The organism is Mycobacterium tuberculosis complex sp. N0072, from assembly GCF_030323725.1.
Lineage (GTDB): Bacteria > Actinomycetota > Actinomycetes > Mycobacteriales > Mycobacteriaceae > Mycobacterium > Mycobacterium tuberculosis.
Genome location: NZ_CP040689.1, coordinates 2,540,095 through 2,554,944, shown reverse-complemented (window position 1 = coordinate 2,554,944; position 14,850 = coordinate 2,540,095). Strand labels below are relative to the sequence as shown.

Genomic DNA, 14,850 nt, shown 5'->3' with positions numbered 1-14,850 from the left:
CTCGACGCAGGCGAATGTGGCCGGCATGCTGATCGGCATGGCGTTGCGCGCGGGAGCCCGGCGACAACCGGTCATTGGTTGTGCGGCAGCGTTGGTGTTCGGCGGGTTACCCGCGCTGGCCTTTCCCGCGCCGTCTTGGTGGTGGCTGGCCTGGTTCGGCTTGGTCCCACTGCTGTTAGTGGTGCGGGCCGCGCCGACGTCGTGGGAGGGCGCGCTGCGGGCGTGGACGGGTATGGGCGGATTTGTGCTGGCAACCCAGTACTGGCTGGTGACCAGTGCTGGTCCGATGCTGGTGCTGTTGGCCGCCGGCCTGGGTGTGCTGTGGCTGCCGGCCGGGTGGTTGGCGCACCGGCTGTTGTCGGTACCGGTGACCACATGCCGCGTCGGTGCCGCCCTGGTCGTGGTGCCCAGCGCGTGGGTGGCAGCCGAAGCGGTGCGGTCCTGGCAATCGCTGGGCGGTCCGTGGGCGTTGCTGGGTGCATCGCAATGGAGCCAGCCCGTGACGCTAGCGTCGGCGTCGCTGGGTGGGGTGTGGCTGACAAGTTTTCTTCTGGTTGCGACCAATACCGCCATCGCGAGCGTGCTCGTGTGCCGGGCAACGGGCGGCCGGCTGGTCGCGCTGGGATGCGTGATTGGGTGTGCGGGACTCGGCCCGGCTTCCTACCTGCTGGGCTCGGTGCCGGTCGGCGGTCCGACGGTGCGCGTGGCGCTGGTACAGGCCGGCGACATAGCCGATGCGGCGGCTCGACTGGCGGCCGGTGAAGAGTTCACCGCGGCCGTTGCGGACCAGCGGCCGGACTTGGTGGTCTGGGGGGAAAGCAGCGTCGGACAAGACCTCACCCGCCATCCTGACGTCCTGGCTCGCCTGGCCGAGCTGTCACAGCGGGTGGGCGCGGATTTGTTGGTCAACGTCGACGCCCCGGCACCGGACGGGGGAATCTACAAGTCGGCGGTGCTTGTCGGCGCGCACGAAGCTGTGGGCAGCTACCGGAAGACCCGGTTGGTTCCGTTTGGCGAATATGTGCCGCTGCGCCCGCTTTTCGGCTGGATCACCCGCTACAGCAAGGCCGCCGCAAAGGATCGGCAGCGCGGCGCCGGGCCGGTGGTGTTGGCGGTGAACTCCTTGCATATCGCCCCGTTGATCAGCTACGAGATGACCTTCTCCGATCTGACCCGGCACGCCGCGCGGCTCGGGGCGGCGCTGCTGGTGTATCAGAGTTCCACCTCGACGTTCCAAGGGAGTTGGGCGCAGCCGCAGTTGGCCGCCCAGCCCGCGGTGCGCGCCGTCGAAGCCGGCATCCCAGCGGTGCACGCCAGCTTGTCGGGCGACAGCTCGGCCTTTGATACCCGGGGCCGTCGGCTGGCCTGGTGCTCGGCGGAATTCAACGGTGCCATCGTGGTGAACGTTCCGTTGGCATCGAATGTCACGCTCTACCTTCGGTTGGGTGACTGGGTGCCAGTGACGGCATTTGTGGTCATGGGTGCCGGCTTTGCGGTGTTTCTGCGCCGCAGCTTGGCTCGAGTGTCAGATTGCGCGGATAAGTAGCGCTCGGCTCATGGACCGCGCGGTGCTTGTACACCGACACGCCGCTACGACCGGCATTCTGCGCGCGCCCGCGGGATCAATGCCCACGGGCCACCCATTCCTCGTAGTGGACGATCTCGTCGCCGATGGTGGTGCTGTCGCCGTGGCCGGTGTGCACGACGGTGTCGCCCGGTAATGCGCCGAGCCGTCCGGATATCGACCGCAGGATCGTGGGGAAGTCGGAATACGAGCGGCCGGTTGCACCCGGCCCGCCAGCGAACAGCGTGTCTCCGCTGAACACGGTGCCTGTTCCGGGACCCAGCTCTGGCGCATACCAGCACACCGATCCAGGGGAGTGCCCCGGGGTGTGCAGCGCACGCAACTCCGTCCCGCCAACCCGCACCGCATCACCGTCTGAAACGGCGCGAAAGCTTTTGTCCGGGTGAGTCATTCGCCACAGCACGGCGTCGCCGGGATGCATCAGCACCGGTGCGTCAAGCGCCGTGCCCAGTTCGGGGGCCACCGTCACGTGGTCGTTGTGGCCGTGCGTGCAGATCACCGCAACCACCTTGCGGCCGCCGACGGCGTCGATGATAGGAGCCGCGTGGTGGGCGGCGTCGAAAACCACCACCTCGGAGTCGTCGCCGACCAGCCAGATGTTGTTGTCGACTTCCCAACTGCCGCCATCGAGTTCGAAGGTGCCGTGGGTGATGACGCGCTCGATGGCGGCCATCACAACATCACCACCGAACGCAATACCTTGCCGCCATGCATCTTGTGGAACGCCTCCTCGACGTCTTCGAGCCCGATGCGTTCGGAAACGAACCGCTGCAGCGGCAGCCGGCCCTGCAGGTAAAGGTCGATCAGCGTGGGGAAGTCGCTTTCGGGCAGGCAATCGCCGTACCACGACGACTTCAGCGCACCGCCGTGAGAGAAGAAGTCGACCAGCGGCATGTCCAGGCGCATGTCGGGCGTCGGAACACCCACCAGCACAACGGTTCCGGCGAGATCGCGGGCGTAGAAGGCCTGCTGGTAGGTTTCCGGTCGGCCGACGGCGTCGATCACCACGTCCGCGCCGAATCCATCCGTGAGGCCGCCGATGGCCTGGACGACGTCGACTTCGCGGGCGTTGACGGTGTGGGTGGCGCCGAAGGTGCGGGCCCAGTCAAGCTTCGTGTCATCGGTGTCGACCGCGATGATCCGTTTGGCGCCGACCAGCGCGGCACCGGCGATCGCGGCATCGCCAACGCCGCCGCAGCCGATCACCGCGACGGTGTCGTCGCGGGTTACCCCGCCGGTGTTGATCGCGGCGCCCAGGCCGGCCATGACCCCGCAACCCAGCAGGCCGGCCACCGCGGGATCGGCAGCCGGATCGACCTTCGTGCACTGGCCAGAGTGCACCAGCGTCTTATCGGCAAAGGCCCCGATGCCCAACGCCGCAGTGAGCTCGGTGCCGTCGGTCAGCGTCATCTTCTGTTCGGCGTTAAAGGTGTCGAAGCAGTAGCGGGGCCGTCCGCGTTTGCAGGCCCGGCACTGGCCGCACACGGCACGCCAGTTCAGGATCACGAAGTCGCCGGGCTCGACTGCGGTTACACCCGGCCCGACGGCCTCGATGATGCCCGCGGCCTCGTGTCCGAGCAGAAAAGGGTATTCGTCGTTGATGCCGCCCTCGCGGTAGGTCAGGTCGGTATGGCATACCCCGCAGGCGGTGACGTCGACCACGGCCTCGCCGGGTCCGGGATCCGGGACGACAATGTTCACCAGCTCAACGGGTTCGCCCTTTTGTCGTGCGATCACACCGCGCACCGTCTGACTCATGGTGTCCAACCTACGGTGTAGCGTCGCTGACCATGCGCGCCGGTGACGATGCAGAGCGAAGCGATGAGGAGGAGCGGCGCAGATGAGTCGCGCCGGTGACGATGCAGAGCGAAGCGATGAGGAGGAGCGGCGCAGATGAGTCGCGCCGGTGACGATGCAGAGCGAAGCGATGAGGAGGAGCGGCGCAGATGAGTCGCGCCGGTGACGATGCAGAGCGAAGCGATGAGCAGGAGCGGCGCAGATGAGTCGCGCCGGTGACGATGCAGAGCGAAGCGATGAGGAGGAGCGGCGCAGATGAGTCGCGCCGGTGACGATGCAGAGCGAAGCGATGAGGAGGAGCGGCGCAGATGAGCGGAGCACTCGAGACCACCGAAGAATTCGGCAACCGTTTTGTTGCGGCCATCGACAGCGCCGGTTTGGCGATCCTGGTGAGCGTTGGACACCAGACCGGGCTGCTGGACACCATGGCCGGACTTCCGCCAGCCACCAGCATGGAGATCGCCGAGGCTGCGGGGTTGGAAGAGCGCTACGTTCGGGAGTGGCTAGGCGGCATGACCACCGGGCAGATCGTCGAATACGACGCGGGGAGCTCGACCTACTCGCTGCCTGCCCACCGCGCCGGCATGCTGACCCGTGCGGCCGGGCCGGACAACCTCGCCGTGATAGCACAGTTCGTTTCGCTGCTCGGCGAGGTCGAACAAAAGGTCATTCGCTGCTTCCGGGAAGGCGGCGGTGTGCCCTACAGCGAATACCCGCGCTTCCACAAGCTGATGGCCGAGATGAGCGGCATGGTGTTCGATGCCGCCTTGATCGACGTGGTGCTCCCGCTGGTCGACGGCCTTCCGGACCGCTTGCGGTCCGGAGCCGACGTGGCCGATTTCGGTTGCGGCAGTGGTCGCGCGGTCAAGCTGATGGCGCAGGCGTTCGGCGCGAGCCGATTCACCGGCATCGACTTTTCCGACGAGGCCGTTGCGGCGGGGACCGAGGAGGCGGCTCGGTTGGGCCTGGCAAACGCGACCTTCGAGCGCCATGACCTGGCAGAGCTGGACAAGGTGGGGGCCTACGACGTGATCACCGTGTTCGACGCGATTCACGACCAGGCGCAGCCGGCGCGCGTCCTGCAGAACATCTATCGTGCGCTGCGACCCGGTGGTGTGCTGCTGTTGGTCGACATCAAGGCATCGAGTCAACTGGAAGACAATGTCGGCGTTCCGCTGAGCACCTACCTGTACACGACCTCGCTAATGCACTGCATGACGGTGTCGCTGGCGCTTGACGGGGCCGGGTTGGGGACGGTGTGGGGCAGGCAGTTGGCCACCTCGATGCTCGCCGACGCCGGTTTTACCGACGTGACGGTGGCCGAGATCGAGTCGGACGTGTTGAACAACTACTACATCGCCCGGAAGTGACGCGCCGGAGTCGATGACCGCTCTCGAAGTGCTTGGTGGCTGGCCGGTCCCGGCTGCGGCCGCCGCGGTGATCGGACCCGCAGGGGTGCTAGCCACCCACGGCGATACCGCGCGGGTGTTCGCGCTGGCGTCGGTCACCAAGCCGCTGGTGGCCCGAGCCGCACAGGTCGCCGTTGAGGAGGGGGTGGTGAATCTCGACACCCCGGCAGGCCCGCCCGGCTCCACGGTCCGTCACCTGCTGGCGCACACATCGGGGTTGGCGATGCATTCCGATCAGGCGCTGGCCCGCCCCGGCACCCGCCGGATGTATTCGAACTACGGTTTCACCGTGCTGGCCGAGAGCGTGCAGCGGGAGTCGGGGATCGAGTTCGGGCGCTACCTGACCGAGGCGGTGTGCGAACACCTGGGCATGGTGACCACCCGGCTGGACGGGGGCCCCGCTGCCGCCGGGTTCGGGGCGACCTCGACGGTCGCGGACTTGGCGGTGTTCGCGGGTGATCTGCTGCGTCCATCGACGGTCTCGGCGCAGATGCATGCCGACGCGACCACGGTGCAGTTTCCCGGCCTGGACGGTGTACTGCCCGGGTACGGTGTGCAGCGGCCCAATGACTGGGGGCTGGGCTTTGAGATCAGGAATTCGAAATCGCCCCACTGGACCGGCGAGTGCAACTCGACGCGGACATTCGGCCATTTCGGCCAATCAGGCGGTTTCATCTGGGTGGATCCCAAGGCGGACCTGGCTCTGGTGGTCCTCACGGCCCGCGATTTCGGCGACTGGGCGTTGGACTTGTGGCCCGCGATTTCCGACGCGGTTCTAGCCGAGTACACCTAGGCAGAACCGCACACTAGCGCAACACGGGTATCACAAGGCACAATAGAAACGCACGACACAAAAATTCGAAATTTCACAGCAGGCATCCTGCTTGTCGGGTTCACCAGGTCGTTGGGGAAGACGTCCCTCGTGGAACCGAAGGAGCAGCAGATGCGAGCGTCGAACCAATTCGCCGACGTGACGTCCGGTGTGGTGTACATCCACGCCTCGCCCGCGGCGGTGTGCCCGCATGTCGAGTGGGCGTTGTCGTCGACCCTACAGGCCAAGGCGAACCTGGTCTGGACGCCGCAACCGGCCCTGCCGCCGCAGTTGCGTGCGGTCACCAATTGGGTCGGGCCGGTGGGCACCGGGGCGCGACTAGCCAACGCCTTGCGTTCCTGGTCGGTGCTGCGGTTCGAGGTCACCGAAGACCCTAGCCCTGGAGTCGACGGCCAGCGATTCAGTCACACCCCGCAACTGGGTCTGTGGAGCGGGGCGATGAGCGCCAACGGCGACATCATGGTGGGGGAGATGCGGCTGCGGGCGATGATGGCCCAAGGTGCGGACACACTGGCCGCCGAACTGGATTCGGTGCTGGGAACGGCCTGGGACCAGGCGCTCGAGGTGTATCGTGACGGCGGCGACGCCGGCGAGGTGACTTGGCTGAGTCGGGGAGTTGGCTAAGGGTTTGGTGGCGCCTGCTGGCGCGGTGTCAACGCCGGGACCTGAGCGCAATGCGCGTTTGGGTTTGCGCAGCTTCCGCGGAGGTCTTGAGCCTGCGTAACAGGCGGTCCAGGTCCGCTGTGTCGCAGACCCGAATGTGTAGCAGGTAGTCGTAGGGTCCGGTGACGTGGACGGCATCGTCGATCGTGGTGTCCGTGCTCGACCATGCCAGAAAGTCGTCGCTGTCCTCCGCCGGTCGAAGTCGCACATCGACAAACGCCTCGATGCCGCCACCGGGAACGCTTTCCTCGGCAAGCAGGTGTTGAGCGCGGCTGGCGTCGTGGAATACCGGCCGCCGCGGCGGTCGCCCTTGTCGACGTAGCGTATTGCGCTACCGCGATTTGGAGACAGTTGCGGCACCGACGATCAATGTGTTGAGGGTTTGGCCCGAAATCGTCGGTGCGATCGTGCTGCTGGTCATCGCTGCGATGGGAATCGGGCACGGGTTGCGTCCATCGCCGGAGCCGGTTCCGGCCCCACAAAAACAGCTGGGCTGTGTTCGGTTTGCGTTGATCTTCGGCCTAACGGCGATCAACCCGGCCACGTTCGTGTACTTCACCGCAGTAGCCGTGACGCTGGCGCGCGCGTTGCGCGCAACGACCGCGATCGCTGTTGTGGTCGGGGTAGCGCTCGCGTCGTTGCTCTGGCAGTTGCTGCTTGTCTCGGCGGGAGCGTTTCTCAGGTCCCGGGCGACCGCCCGCGTCCGTCGGATGACAGTCCTTGCCGGCAACGCCGTTATCGCCGCATTCGGGGCTGTGCTGGTCGTCCATGCGTTTGCGTGATGTGCCGCCCATGCTCGGCAGGGCTGGCAACGTCAGCCAACGATCGGTTTGGCCGACACTGGCATGTCGACATTGCCTTTACACGTGCCGCTGGCGATATCGGTATGAAAGACGCCGGTGAGGATTCCGTACTGACCGGGCGTGTAGGCCGTGATCGATTTGGCTGGGGCATATTCGATTGTGCCGTCGGGTAGCAGGCAGTCCCATTGCCAGCTGATCTCCCGTACCCATTGAGTCCCATTCCAGGTGTATTCGATTGGCCGCGGGATGAACTCGTTTTTTGGTGGCGGAGCGTCGACCACGGTGGCAATGCAGACATCGGACGCGCAGCGCGAGCTGAACGTGTAGTTCGCTTTGTGTGGATACTCTGGCCGGTTGGCCGCCATGCTGGTGCCGGTTTTCGCGTTGGCAGACAACGTCACGAGGTACTGCCCGTTCCACGACGGTTCTGCGGCCGCGACTGCGTTCGGGGCCAGCGTCGCTGCCAGCGACGCAGCCGCCAAGGCGAGCATTGCCTTCTTGCGGTGTCCGGACATCTGTTCCTCCCGTACAGCGGGTTTGGAAGGATGTCGCGCTTTACGACCGAGTCGTTACCACCCGCTTATCCGTGGCGGGGGCGAAGAACCTGAAGGGCGGCCGGCACCGCGGAGATCTCGGCTGGTAACGGGCAGGCGAAGTCGCCGTCGGCATAGACGTTGATACCGGGGCACTCGACGTGGACTGTCTTGGCTCGTGTGGTGCTCACCTCGTCAAGCTCGACATGGGCGCCTTTGAAAATGGTGGGGAACAGGCGGAGCAACTTGGTACGGGAATCCGACTGGGCCATGGTGATGTCGAGCAGGCCGTCCGAGTGGTCGGCGTTGGGGCAGATCAATAATCCGCCGCCGTAGCTGCGGGTATTGCCGAAGTCGGCAAGTGTGAGGTCGGCGACGATCTCTTCGGTGCCGTCGAGCACCAGCCGGAACGGCAACGGCCGCAGCCGCGACAGTTCGGCGAGCATCGCGATGTAATAGCGCATCCGCCCGTGTGGCCAGCGCATTCGGTTGGCGCGATCGTTGACCAGGGAGTCGAATCCGGTAGCCGCCACGGTACCGAACCACTTTTCGATACCGTTGTCGTCTTGAATCCGGCCCAGGTCAATGGTTTCCGTCCAGCCGTCAACAACGATATCTGCGGCTGCCTTGGGATTCTTTGTGGGAAGCCCGAATTCGCGTGCGTGGTCGTTACCAGTGCCGGCCGGAATGATTCCTAACGGAATGTCGGTGCCCGCCAAGACCTGTAGCGCGTTGGAGACGACTCCGTCACCGCCGGTCACCATCACCGCGTCAGTGCCTTTTGCGACTGCCGCGGCGAGCAGATGGCGTGCGTCGTGGGCGTCCCCGCCGACGATCTCGACGACGTCCACCCCCCGATGCTTCAGCCGGGCGATCGCGCCGTGTGCAGCCTTTACGGCGGCGCCATGGCCTGACAGGGGATTGGTCAGCGCGGTGACCTTGCCGATCTCATGCCGGCGCAGCTGCCCGGCGCTCATGGAATCAGCTTGCCGGGGTTGAGAATTCCGGCCGGATCCAGCGTCGCCTTGATCGTGCGCAACAATGTCACGCCCAGATCACCCACCTCCGCGCGCATCCAGGGGCGGTGGTCGGAACCAACCGCATGGTGGTGCGTGATCGTTCCTCCGGTGGCCATGATCGCATCCGACGCCGCCTTCTTGGCGGCCAGCCACTGCTCGATCGGATCGCCTCGCTGCCCGGCGACAACGGTGAAGTACAACGACGCGCCGGTGGGATACACGTGCGACACGTGGCACATCACCAGCGCCGGTGTACCCGATGCGGCCAGCGAGGTGGTGAGCGCTTCGGTCACGGCGGCCTTCAGCACGGGGGTGTTGGACCACACCGTGGCGGTCTCGAGGGTCTCGCAGAGCGCTCCCGCGGCCAACAGGGAGTCACGCAGATACGGCGCGGCGAACCTGCCGCGTTCCCAGGCCCGCGCCGGTCCTTCGCCCAACGAGGTGCCGCCTCGGGCCGCCAGCAACGCGCGCGTCTCGGCGTGCCTGCTCTCGGTGTGTTCCTGGGTGCCCTCGAACACGGTGATCCCCAAACAGCCGCCGGTGATTTGGGTTTCCCCGATCGCCTCGGTGGTGGCGAGGTTGACGCCGGTTTCGGCCTCGTCAGAGAGCCGAACGACGGTGGGGCCGGTGCCGGTTTGGGTGATGGTGCGCAGCGCCGCAACCCCGGTCGCGAAATCGGGAAACGACCACGCCTCGTAACGCGTCGATTCCGGAATCCGGTGCACCCGCAGCCGCACCCGGGTGATGACGCCGAAGACGCCTTCGGAGCCGATCGCCAGCTGGCGCAGGTCCGGGCCGGCCGCCGACGCCGGCACTCGACCCAGATCCAGCACCCCCACCGGAGTGATCATGCGCAGCCCAAGAATCATGTCGTTGAACCGGCCATAGCCAGCCGAGTCCTGGCCTGACGAGCGGGTGGCCGCGAACCCCCCGATGGTGGCGAACTCGAAGCTCTGCGGGAAGTGCCCGAGCGAGAAGCCATGTTCGCCGAGCAGACGTTCGGCTTCCGGCCCGGTGACACCGGCCTCCAGTTCGGCCTCGCCGGACACCTCATCGATCCGGTGCAGCCGGTCGAAGCGCCGCATATCCAGGGAGATCACCGCGCGAAAGTCGTTGCGAACGGGGTCAAGCCCACCAACGACGCTGGTGCCGCCACCAAACGGGACCACGGCAATGCCGTGGTCGGAGCAGTAGTGCAAGATGTCGGCGACGGCGTCCTCCCCGTTGGGGCCGCCGGGCAGCAACACCGCGTCGGGCGCATCCTGGACACCGGTGTCTTTGCGCCGCAGCAGGTCTGGGGTGGACTTGCCGCCGGCGTGCAGCAGCCGGTCGCGATCGGCGGTGCGGAAATACTCGGTGCCGACGATGCGCGCCAGCGCATCGTGGTCTGCCCCCGACAGGGCGGACGGGCGCAGCTGCACCTGCGCGGGGTCGAGTTCGGGCTGCTCCGAGTCCGCTAGGCCCACAACCTGCTTCAGCAACGACCGGACGCCATCAGAAAGTGGCTTGGCCGCGGCGGGATCTCCCCACGCGTCCCATTTCATCGGTGGAAGGAGTTCCTCGCGGTGAGTCACGCGTTACAGTATTACACATGCTGTCAATGAGTAATGACCGCGCGGATACCGGTGGTCGTATCCTGCGGGCAGCGGCGAGCTGCGTCGTCGATTACGGCGTGGACCGGGTGACACTTGCCGAGATCGCCCGGCGCGCGGGCGTGAGCCGCCCGACCGTATACCGTCGCTGGCCGGACACCCGGTCGATCATGGCGTCCATGCTGACCAGCCATATCGCCGACGTGCTGCGGGAGGTGCCCCTCGACGGGGACGACCGGGAAGCGTTGGTAAAGCAGATTGTCGCGGTGGCCGACCGGTTGCGGGGTGACGATCTGATCATGTCGGTCATGCACTCGGAGCTGGCCAGGGTGTACATCACCGAGCGCCTCGGCACCAGCCAGCAGGTCCTGATCGAGGGGTTGGCCGCCCGGCTGACAGTGGCGCAGCGGTCGGGCAGTGTGCGCTCCGGCGACGCTCGTCGACTGGCGACCATGGTGTTGCTGATCGCCCAGTCGACCATCCAGTCCGCGGACATCGTCGATTCGATCCTCGATTCCGCCGCGCTGGCCACCGAACTTACCCACGCACTGAACGGATATTTGTGCTGATGCCCCACTCGGCTGCACTCAACGCGGCGCGTCGCTCCGCCGACCTGACCGCACTGGCCGACGGTGGCGCACTCGACGTCATCGTGATAGGCGGCGGCATTACCGGTGTTGGCATTGCCTTAGATGCTGCCACCCGCGGTCTGACGGTGGCCTTGGTGGAAAAGCATGATCTGGCGTTCGGCACCAGCCGCTGGAGCTCGAAGTTGGTGCACGGCGGTCTGCGCTATCTGGCCAGCGGCAACGTGGGCATCGCCCGGCGCAGCGCCGTCGAACGCGGAATCCTGATGACACGCAACGCTCCTCATCTCGTGCATGCCATGCCGCAACTGGTCCCGTTGTTGCCGTCGATGGGTCACACCAAGCGGGCGTTGGTGCGTGCCGGTTTCCTGGCCGGCGACGCTTTGCGGGTGCTAGCGGGTACGCCGGCGGCGACGTTGCCCCGATCGCGCCGAATCCCGGCGTCACGGGTGGTGGAGATTGCTCCCACCGTTCGGCGGGACGGCCTCGACGGTGGTCTGCTCGCGTACGACGGGCAATTGATCGACGACGCCCGGCTGGTCATGGCCGTCGCGCGCACCGCGGCCCAGCACGGCGCCCGCATCCTCACTTACGTGGGCGCGTCGAATGTCACCGGCACTTCGGTGGAGTTGACCGACCGGCGCACCCGGCAGTCGTTCGCGCTGTCGGCGCGTGCCGTCATCAACGCGGCGGGCGTGTGGGCGGGTGAGATCGACCCGTCCCTGAGGCTACGCCCCAGCCGCGGCACACATCTGGTCTTCGACGCGAAGTCGTTTGCCAATCCGACTGCCGCGCTGACCATTCCGATCCCCGGTGAGCTGAACCGCTTCGTGTTCGCCATGCCCGAGCAGCTGGGCCGGATCTATCTCGGGCTGACCGACGAAGACGCACCCGGCCCGATTCCCGATGTGCCACAACCGTCTTCGGAAGAGATCACGTTCCTGCTGGATACGGTGAACACCGCATTGGGGACGGCGGTCGGCACCAAGGATGTCATCGGTGCCTATGCGGGATTGCGGCCGCTAATCGACACCGGCGGTGCTGGTGTCCAGGGCCGCACCGCCGACGTTTCGCGTGACCACGCTGTTTTTGAATCGCCGTCGGGCGTGATCAGTGTGGTCGGCGGCAAGCTGACGGAATACCGCTACATGGCAGAGGATGTGCTGAATCGCGCCATCACGCTGCGACACCTGCGAGCCGCGAAGTGCCGCACTCGCAACCTGCCGCTGATCGGCGCACCGGCGAACCCTGGGCCGGCCCCCGGATCGGGCGCCGGATTGCCCGAGTCGCTGGTGGCGCGGTACGGGGCCGAGGCGGCCAACGTCGCTGCCGCCGCCACATGTGAGCGGCCCACCGAGCCGGTCGCCGACGGCATCGACGTGACCCGGGCGGAGTTCGAATACGCGGTGACCCATGAGGGGGCGCTGGATGTGGACGATATCCTCGACCGCCGGACCCGGATCGGTCTGGTGCCACGGGATCGCGAGCGCGTAGTCGCCGTGGCTAAGGAGTTCCTCAGCCGTTGAGCGCGAGCAGACGCAGAGTCGCACTGCGCCGGCCGGCGCAGTGCGACTCTGCGTCTGCTCACCAGCGGTCAGCCGGCCATACGCGCGCGGTCGAGGTGGCGGGCGATGCGGGCCGCCAGGCGGCCGGGTTCGCGTCTGACATCGTCGACGACAATCGGGACAATCGTCCACCCGAGCTCTTGGAGCTTGGCCCAGCGTGTCTTGTCGCGCAGCATCTCCGCCGGTCCCGCGTGCCACTCGATGCTTTCGTATTCGGCCGCGAGACGCATGTCGGGCCAGGCGAAGTCGACTCGCCACATTTCACCACCGTGGCCGTGTATCGGGTATTGAAGTTCGGGCAACGGCAGCCCGTGGTCGATCATGACGAGCCGAGCCTCGCTCTCCATGGCCGATTCCGCGCGTCCGTCGGCGAAGGGTAAGAGTTCGCGCGCCGCGACGATGCCTCGGCGGCCTCGCTGCTCAGCAACGGCGTTTTCAATTTCACTGCGAGCGCAGCGCATTGACCGTAGTGCGGCGTCGAGGGTGGCCAGCGCCCGCGGGCGGCGCAACTGTCGTGCGACCTCCACGGCAGTCCATGCGGGCGCGGTCGCGAGACGACCTGACACCCGTTGGAGCCGGGCACCGACGCGTTGGTGGACCATCAGACCGACCGTGGGCCGCATCCTTACTCCGGGATCGAGCATATGGATAGCGACGGTGTTTTCCGTGTCGAATCCATACAACGCGGCGGCGGTGCCCAGACACGCGACGGCGTGCCCCCCCATGAACACATCGAGAGCCGCCAAGCGGCCCAACAGGTCCGGCTCTTGTGCCGCGTAGACCCCGTACCAAACGCGAACGAGGCCGCCGTTTTTCACTTGGACGTCGAGCTGTTGGCGGGTCATGACCGTGAGCAATTGCGCGGTGGTGGCGAACCCGCCGGCCTTCTCGAGAATTGTTAGCGCGTCGGTAGGCACCGTCCGAGCATGCGAGGAGCGCCTCGCGTTGACCAGCCACCGCTGGGGATAACTGGCGAGCAGACGCAGAATCGCACGGCGCGGACCTCGCGCGTGCGATTCTGCGTCTGCTCGCGGTCAGAACTACAGCGGGATGTTCTTGTGGCGGCCGCGCCGTGCCGGAGCCTGCGCCAGCGCCTCGGTGAGCTTGCTGCGAGTATGCGCCGGGTCGATCTTCTCGTCGACCACACCGATGTCCAGCGCACTGTCGACCCCGCCGGCGATGCGCTCATGCTCGGCGGCCAACTGGTCGTGCAGCGCTTCGCGTTCGTGCTCCGGAGCGGCGGCCAACTTCTTCTTGTGCAGGATGCCGACGGCCGCCTTAGCGCCCATCACCGCGACCTCGGCGTCCGGCCAGGCGAACACCTTGGTCGCGTTCAACGACCGGGAGTTCATCGCAATGTATGCCCCGCCGTAGGTCTTTCGGGTGACCAGCGTGACCCGCGGAACGGTGCACTCGCCGAACGCGTGCAGCAACTTGGCGCCACGGCGCACCACGCCACCCCACTCCTGGTCGACACCGGGCAGATAGCCCGGCACATCGACCACCACCACCAGCGGAATCCCGAACGCGTCGCACAGCCGCACGAAACGCGCTGCCTTCTCTGCGCTTTCGGAGTTCAGGCAGCCGCCCAGGCGTAGCGGGTTGTTGGCCAGTACACCCACCGTGCGACCCGACAGCCGACCCAGCCCGACCACCATCGACGGCGCCCAATTGGCCTGGAACTCGTCGAACGGTGTGTCCGCATCGAGGATCGCCGTCACGATCGGACGCACGTCGTAGGCACGTCGCGAGGATTCCGGCAGCAGCGCGTGGATGTCGGTGTCACCGGCCTCGGCCTTGCTGCGATCGAAATGCCCCTGCTGGCAGAACAATCCGACCAACCGGCGCCCACGGTCGTAGGCGTCGAGTTCGTCGTCGGCGACGATGTGGCACACCCCGGACTTCTTGTGGTGGGTCTCCGGCCCACCGAGCGAGGCCATGTCGACGTCCTCGCCGGTGACGCTGCGCACCACGTCGGGCCCGGTGACGAACACCCGGCTTTCCGGCGCCATGACGACGACGTCGGTCAACGCCGGTCCGTAGGCGGCGCCGCCGGCGGCGAAACCGACGACCACCGAGATCTGCGGGATGTAGCCGGACGCGCGGATCATGGCTTCGAACACCTGGCCTACCGCGTGCAGCGCCCGCACACCTTCAGCCAGCCGGGCACCACCCGAATGCCAGATGCCCACGATGGGACTCTGGTCTTCGATGGCAGTGTCGTAGGCGTTGACGATGTGCGTGCACCCCTCGACGCCCATGGCGCCGCCCATCACGGTGCCGTCGGTGCAGAACGCGATGGTGCGCACACCGTTGACGGTGCCCGCCGCGGCCAGCACTCCGGAGCGGTCACGCTCGTGCAGCAATTCCACGCTGCCGTCGTCGAAGAAGTTGCTCAGCCGCAACAGCGGATCGCGGGGGTCGAGCGACTCGCCAACCGCCTCGGGGGCCATGATTGTCATCGC

Annotated in this window: 16 protein-coding genes; 8 read left to right on the top strand and 8 right to left on the bottom strand. The window is 66.5% G+C overall.

All coding sequences use genetic code 11. From position 1 onward, the window contains the following. Positions 1-37 precede the first annotated feature (37 nt). Positions 38-1,546: an apolipoprotein N-acyltransferase gene (gene lnt / locus FF952_RS11980; protein ID WP_003901363.1), complete on the top strand. Its 1,509-nt coding sequence runs from the start codon at positions 38-40 to the stop codon at positions 1,544-1,546. Between the two features lie 76 nt (positions 1,547-1,622). Here the strand turns inward: lnt and FF952_RS11975 are convergent, their stop codons facing one another. Continuing rightward, complete coding sequence (locus tag FF952_RS11975; protein WP_003411632.1) at positions 1,623-2,258, bottom strand: MBL fold metallo-hydrolase; 636 nt, start codon at positions 2,256-2,258, stop codon at positions 1,623-1,625. Next, entirely contained in the window at positions 2,258-3,343 is a 1,086-nt protein-coding gene (locus tag FF952_RS11970; protein WP_003899236.1) for an S-(hydroxymethyl)mycothiol dehydrogenase, read from the bottom strand. The genes FF952_RS11975 and FF952_RS11970 overlap by 1 nt, the downstream gene beginning before the upstream one ends. Before the next feature lie 347 nt (positions 3,344-3,690). On the opposite strand from FF952_RS11970, the gene FF952_RS11965 reads away from it, so the two are divergent. The 3 genes from FF952_RS11965 (at position 3,691) to FF952_RS11955 (ending at position 6,247) form a co-directional block, all read left to right on the top strand. Next, complete coding sequence (locus FF952_RS11965) at positions 3,691-4,752, top strand: class I SAM-dependent methyltransferase (RefSeq protein WP_015631413.1); 1,062 nt, start codon at positions 3,691-3,693, stop codon at positions 4,750-4,752. A 13-nt stretch (positions 4,753-4,765) separates the two neighbouring features. After that, positions 4,766-5,584: a serine hydrolase domain-containing protein gene (locus tag FF952_RS11960; RefSeq protein WP_003903820.1), complete on the top strand. Its 819-nt coding sequence runs from the start codon at positions 4,766-4,768 to the stop codon at positions 5,582-5,584. 150 nt (positions 5,585-5,734) lie between these two features. Beyond that, the gene (locus FF952_RS11955; protein WP_003411615.1) at positions 5,735-6,247 is read left to right on the top strand and encodes a DUF3145 domain-containing protein; all 513 of its coding nucleotides are present in this window, start codon (positions 5,735-5,737) and stop codon (positions 6,245-6,247) included. A gap of 28 nt (positions 6,248-6,275) precedes the next feature. On the opposite strand, the gene FF952_RS11950 is transcribed toward FF952_RS11955, so the two are convergent. After that, positions 6,276-6,494, bottom strand: coding sequence for an Lrp/AsnC ligand binding domain-containing protein (locus FF952_RS11950; RefSeq protein ID WP_003411612.1), 219 nt, complete (start codon positions 6,492-6,494; stop codon positions 6,276-6,278). On the opposite strand from FF952_RS11950, the gene FF952_RS11945 reads away from it, so the two are divergent. Both FF952_RS11945 and FF952_RS11940 read left to right on the top strand, forming a co-directional pair. Beyond that, on the top strand, positions 6,414-6,608 hold the full coding sequence (locus FF952_RS11945; RefSeq protein ID WP_003902152.1) for a hypothetical protein: 195 nt from the start codon (positions 6,414-6,416) through the stop codon (positions 6,606-6,608). The two genes, FF952_RS11950 and FF952_RS11945, sit on opposite strands and share 81 nt — an antisense overlap. Positions 6,609-6,612: 4 nt before the next feature. Continuing rightward, positions 6,613-7,068 carry a LysE family transporter gene (locus tag FF952_RS11940; protein WP_003411611.1) on the top strand — a complete coding sequence of 152 codons (456 nt, stop codon included), beginning with the start codon at positions 6,613-6,615 and terminating at the stop codon, positions 7,066-7,068. A gap of 32 nt (positions 7,069-7,100) precedes the next feature. On the opposite strand, the gene FF952_RS11935 is transcribed toward FF952_RS11940, so the two are convergent. The 3 genes from FF952_RS11935 to FF952_RS11925 all read right to left on the bottom strand — a co-directional run bounded on the left by FF952_RS11935 (position 7,101) and on the right by FF952_RS11925 (position 10,185). Beyond that, a complete protein-coding gene (locus FF952_RS11935; RefSeq protein ID WP_003411608.1) occupies positions 7,101-7,604 on the bottom strand; it encodes an Rv2253 family sensor-like surface protein in 504 nt (167 codons plus the stop codon). A 65-nt stretch (positions 7,605-7,669) separates the two neighbouring features. Next, positions 7,670-8,599 (bottom strand): diacylglycerol kinase, encoded by a 930-nt coding sequence (locus FF952_RS11930; RefSeq protein WP_003411603.1) that lies wholly within the window; start codon positions 8,597-8,599, stop codon positions 7,670-7,672. After that, positions 8,596-10,185, bottom strand: a complete 1,590-nt coding sequence (locus tag FF952_RS11925; protein WP_003411596.1) for an FAD-binding oxidoreductase — start codon at positions 10,183-10,185, stop codon at positions 8,596-8,598. The genes FF952_RS11930 and FF952_RS11925 overlap by 4 nt, the downstream gene beginning before the upstream one ends. A 47-nt stretch (positions 10,186-10,232) precedes the next feature. On the opposite strand from FF952_RS11925, the gene FF952_RS11920 reads away from it, so the two are divergent. After that, positions 10,233-10,802, top strand: a complete 570-nt coding sequence (locus FF952_RS11920) for a TetR/AcrR family transcriptional regulator (RefSeq protein WP_003411595.1) — start codon at positions 10,233-10,235, stop codon at positions 10,800-10,802. Then, on the top strand, positions 10,796-12,346 hold the full coding sequence (locus tag FF952_RS11915; RefSeq protein WP_003411591.1) for a glycerol-3-phosphate dehydrogenase/oxidase: 1,551 nt from the start codon (positions 10,796-10,798) through the stop codon (positions 12,344-12,346). The genes FF952_RS11920 and FF952_RS11915 overlap by 7 nt, the downstream gene beginning before the upstream one ends. Before the next feature lie 68 nt (positions 12,347-12,414). On the opposite strand, the gene FF952_RS11910 is transcribed toward FF952_RS11915, so the two are convergent. Together FF952_RS11910 and FF952_RS11905 are read right to left on the bottom strand one after the other, a co-directional pair. Continuing rightward, on the bottom strand, positions 12,415-13,302 hold the full coding sequence (locus tag FF952_RS11910; protein WP_003900488.1) for a type IV toxin-antitoxin system AbiEi family antitoxin: 888 nt from the start codon (positions 13,300-13,302) through the stop codon (positions 12,415-12,417). A gap of 123 nt (positions 13,303-13,425) precedes the next feature. Next, positions 13,426-14,847, bottom strand: a complete 1,422-nt coding sequence (locus FF952_RS11905; protein ID WP_003900487.1) for an acyl-CoA carboxylase subunit beta — start codon at positions 14,845-14,847, stop codon at positions 13,426-13,428. Positions 14,848-14,850: the final 3 nt, after the last annotated feature.

Bases quoted from the DNA above. Each gene is read 5' to 3' on its own strand.
- lnt (WP_003901363.1), top strand. From the start codon at position 38: ATGGCGTTGCGCGCGGGAGCCCGGCGACAACCGGTCATTGGTTGTGCG.
- FF952_RS11975 (WP_003411632.1), bottom strand. From the start codon at position 2,258: ATGGCCGCCATCGAGCGCGTCATCACCCACGGCACCTTCGAACTCGAT.
- FF952_RS11970 (WP_003899236.1), bottom strand. From the start codon at position 3,343: ATGAGTCAGACGGTGCGCGGTGTGATCGCACGACAAAAGGGCGAACCC.
- FF952_RS11965 (WP_015631413.1), top strand. From the start codon at position 3,691: ATGAGCGGAGCACTCGAGACCACCGAAGAATTCGGCAACCGTTTTGTT.
- FF952_RS11960 (WP_003903820.1), top strand. From the start codon at position 4,766: ATGACCGCTCTCGAAGTGCTTGGTGGCTGGCCGGTCCCGGCTGCGGCC.
- FF952_RS11955 (WP_003411615.1), top strand. From the start codon at position 5,735: ATGCGAGCGTCGAACCAATTCGCCGACGTGACGTCCGGTGTGGTGTAC.
- FF952_RS11935 (WP_003411608.1), bottom strand. From the start codon at position 7,604: ATGTCCGGACACCGCAAGAAGGCAATGCTCGCCTTGGCGGCTGCGTCG.
- FF952_RS11930 (WP_003411603.1), bottom strand. From the start codon at position 8,599: ATGAGCGCCGGGCAGCTGCGCCGGCATGAGATCGGCAAGGTCACCGCG.
- FF952_RS11925 (WP_003411596.1), bottom strand. From the start codon at position 10,185: ATGAAATGGGACGCGTGGGGAGATCCCGCCGCGGCCAAGCCACTTTCT.
- FF952_RS11920 (WP_003411595.1), top strand. From the start codon at position 10,233: ATGCTGTCAATGAGTAATGACCGCGCGGATACCGGTGGTCGTATCCTG.
- FF952_RS11905 (WP_003900487.1), bottom strand. From the start codon at position 14,847: ATGACAATCATGGCCCCCGAGGCGGTTGGCGAGTCGCTCGACCCCCGC.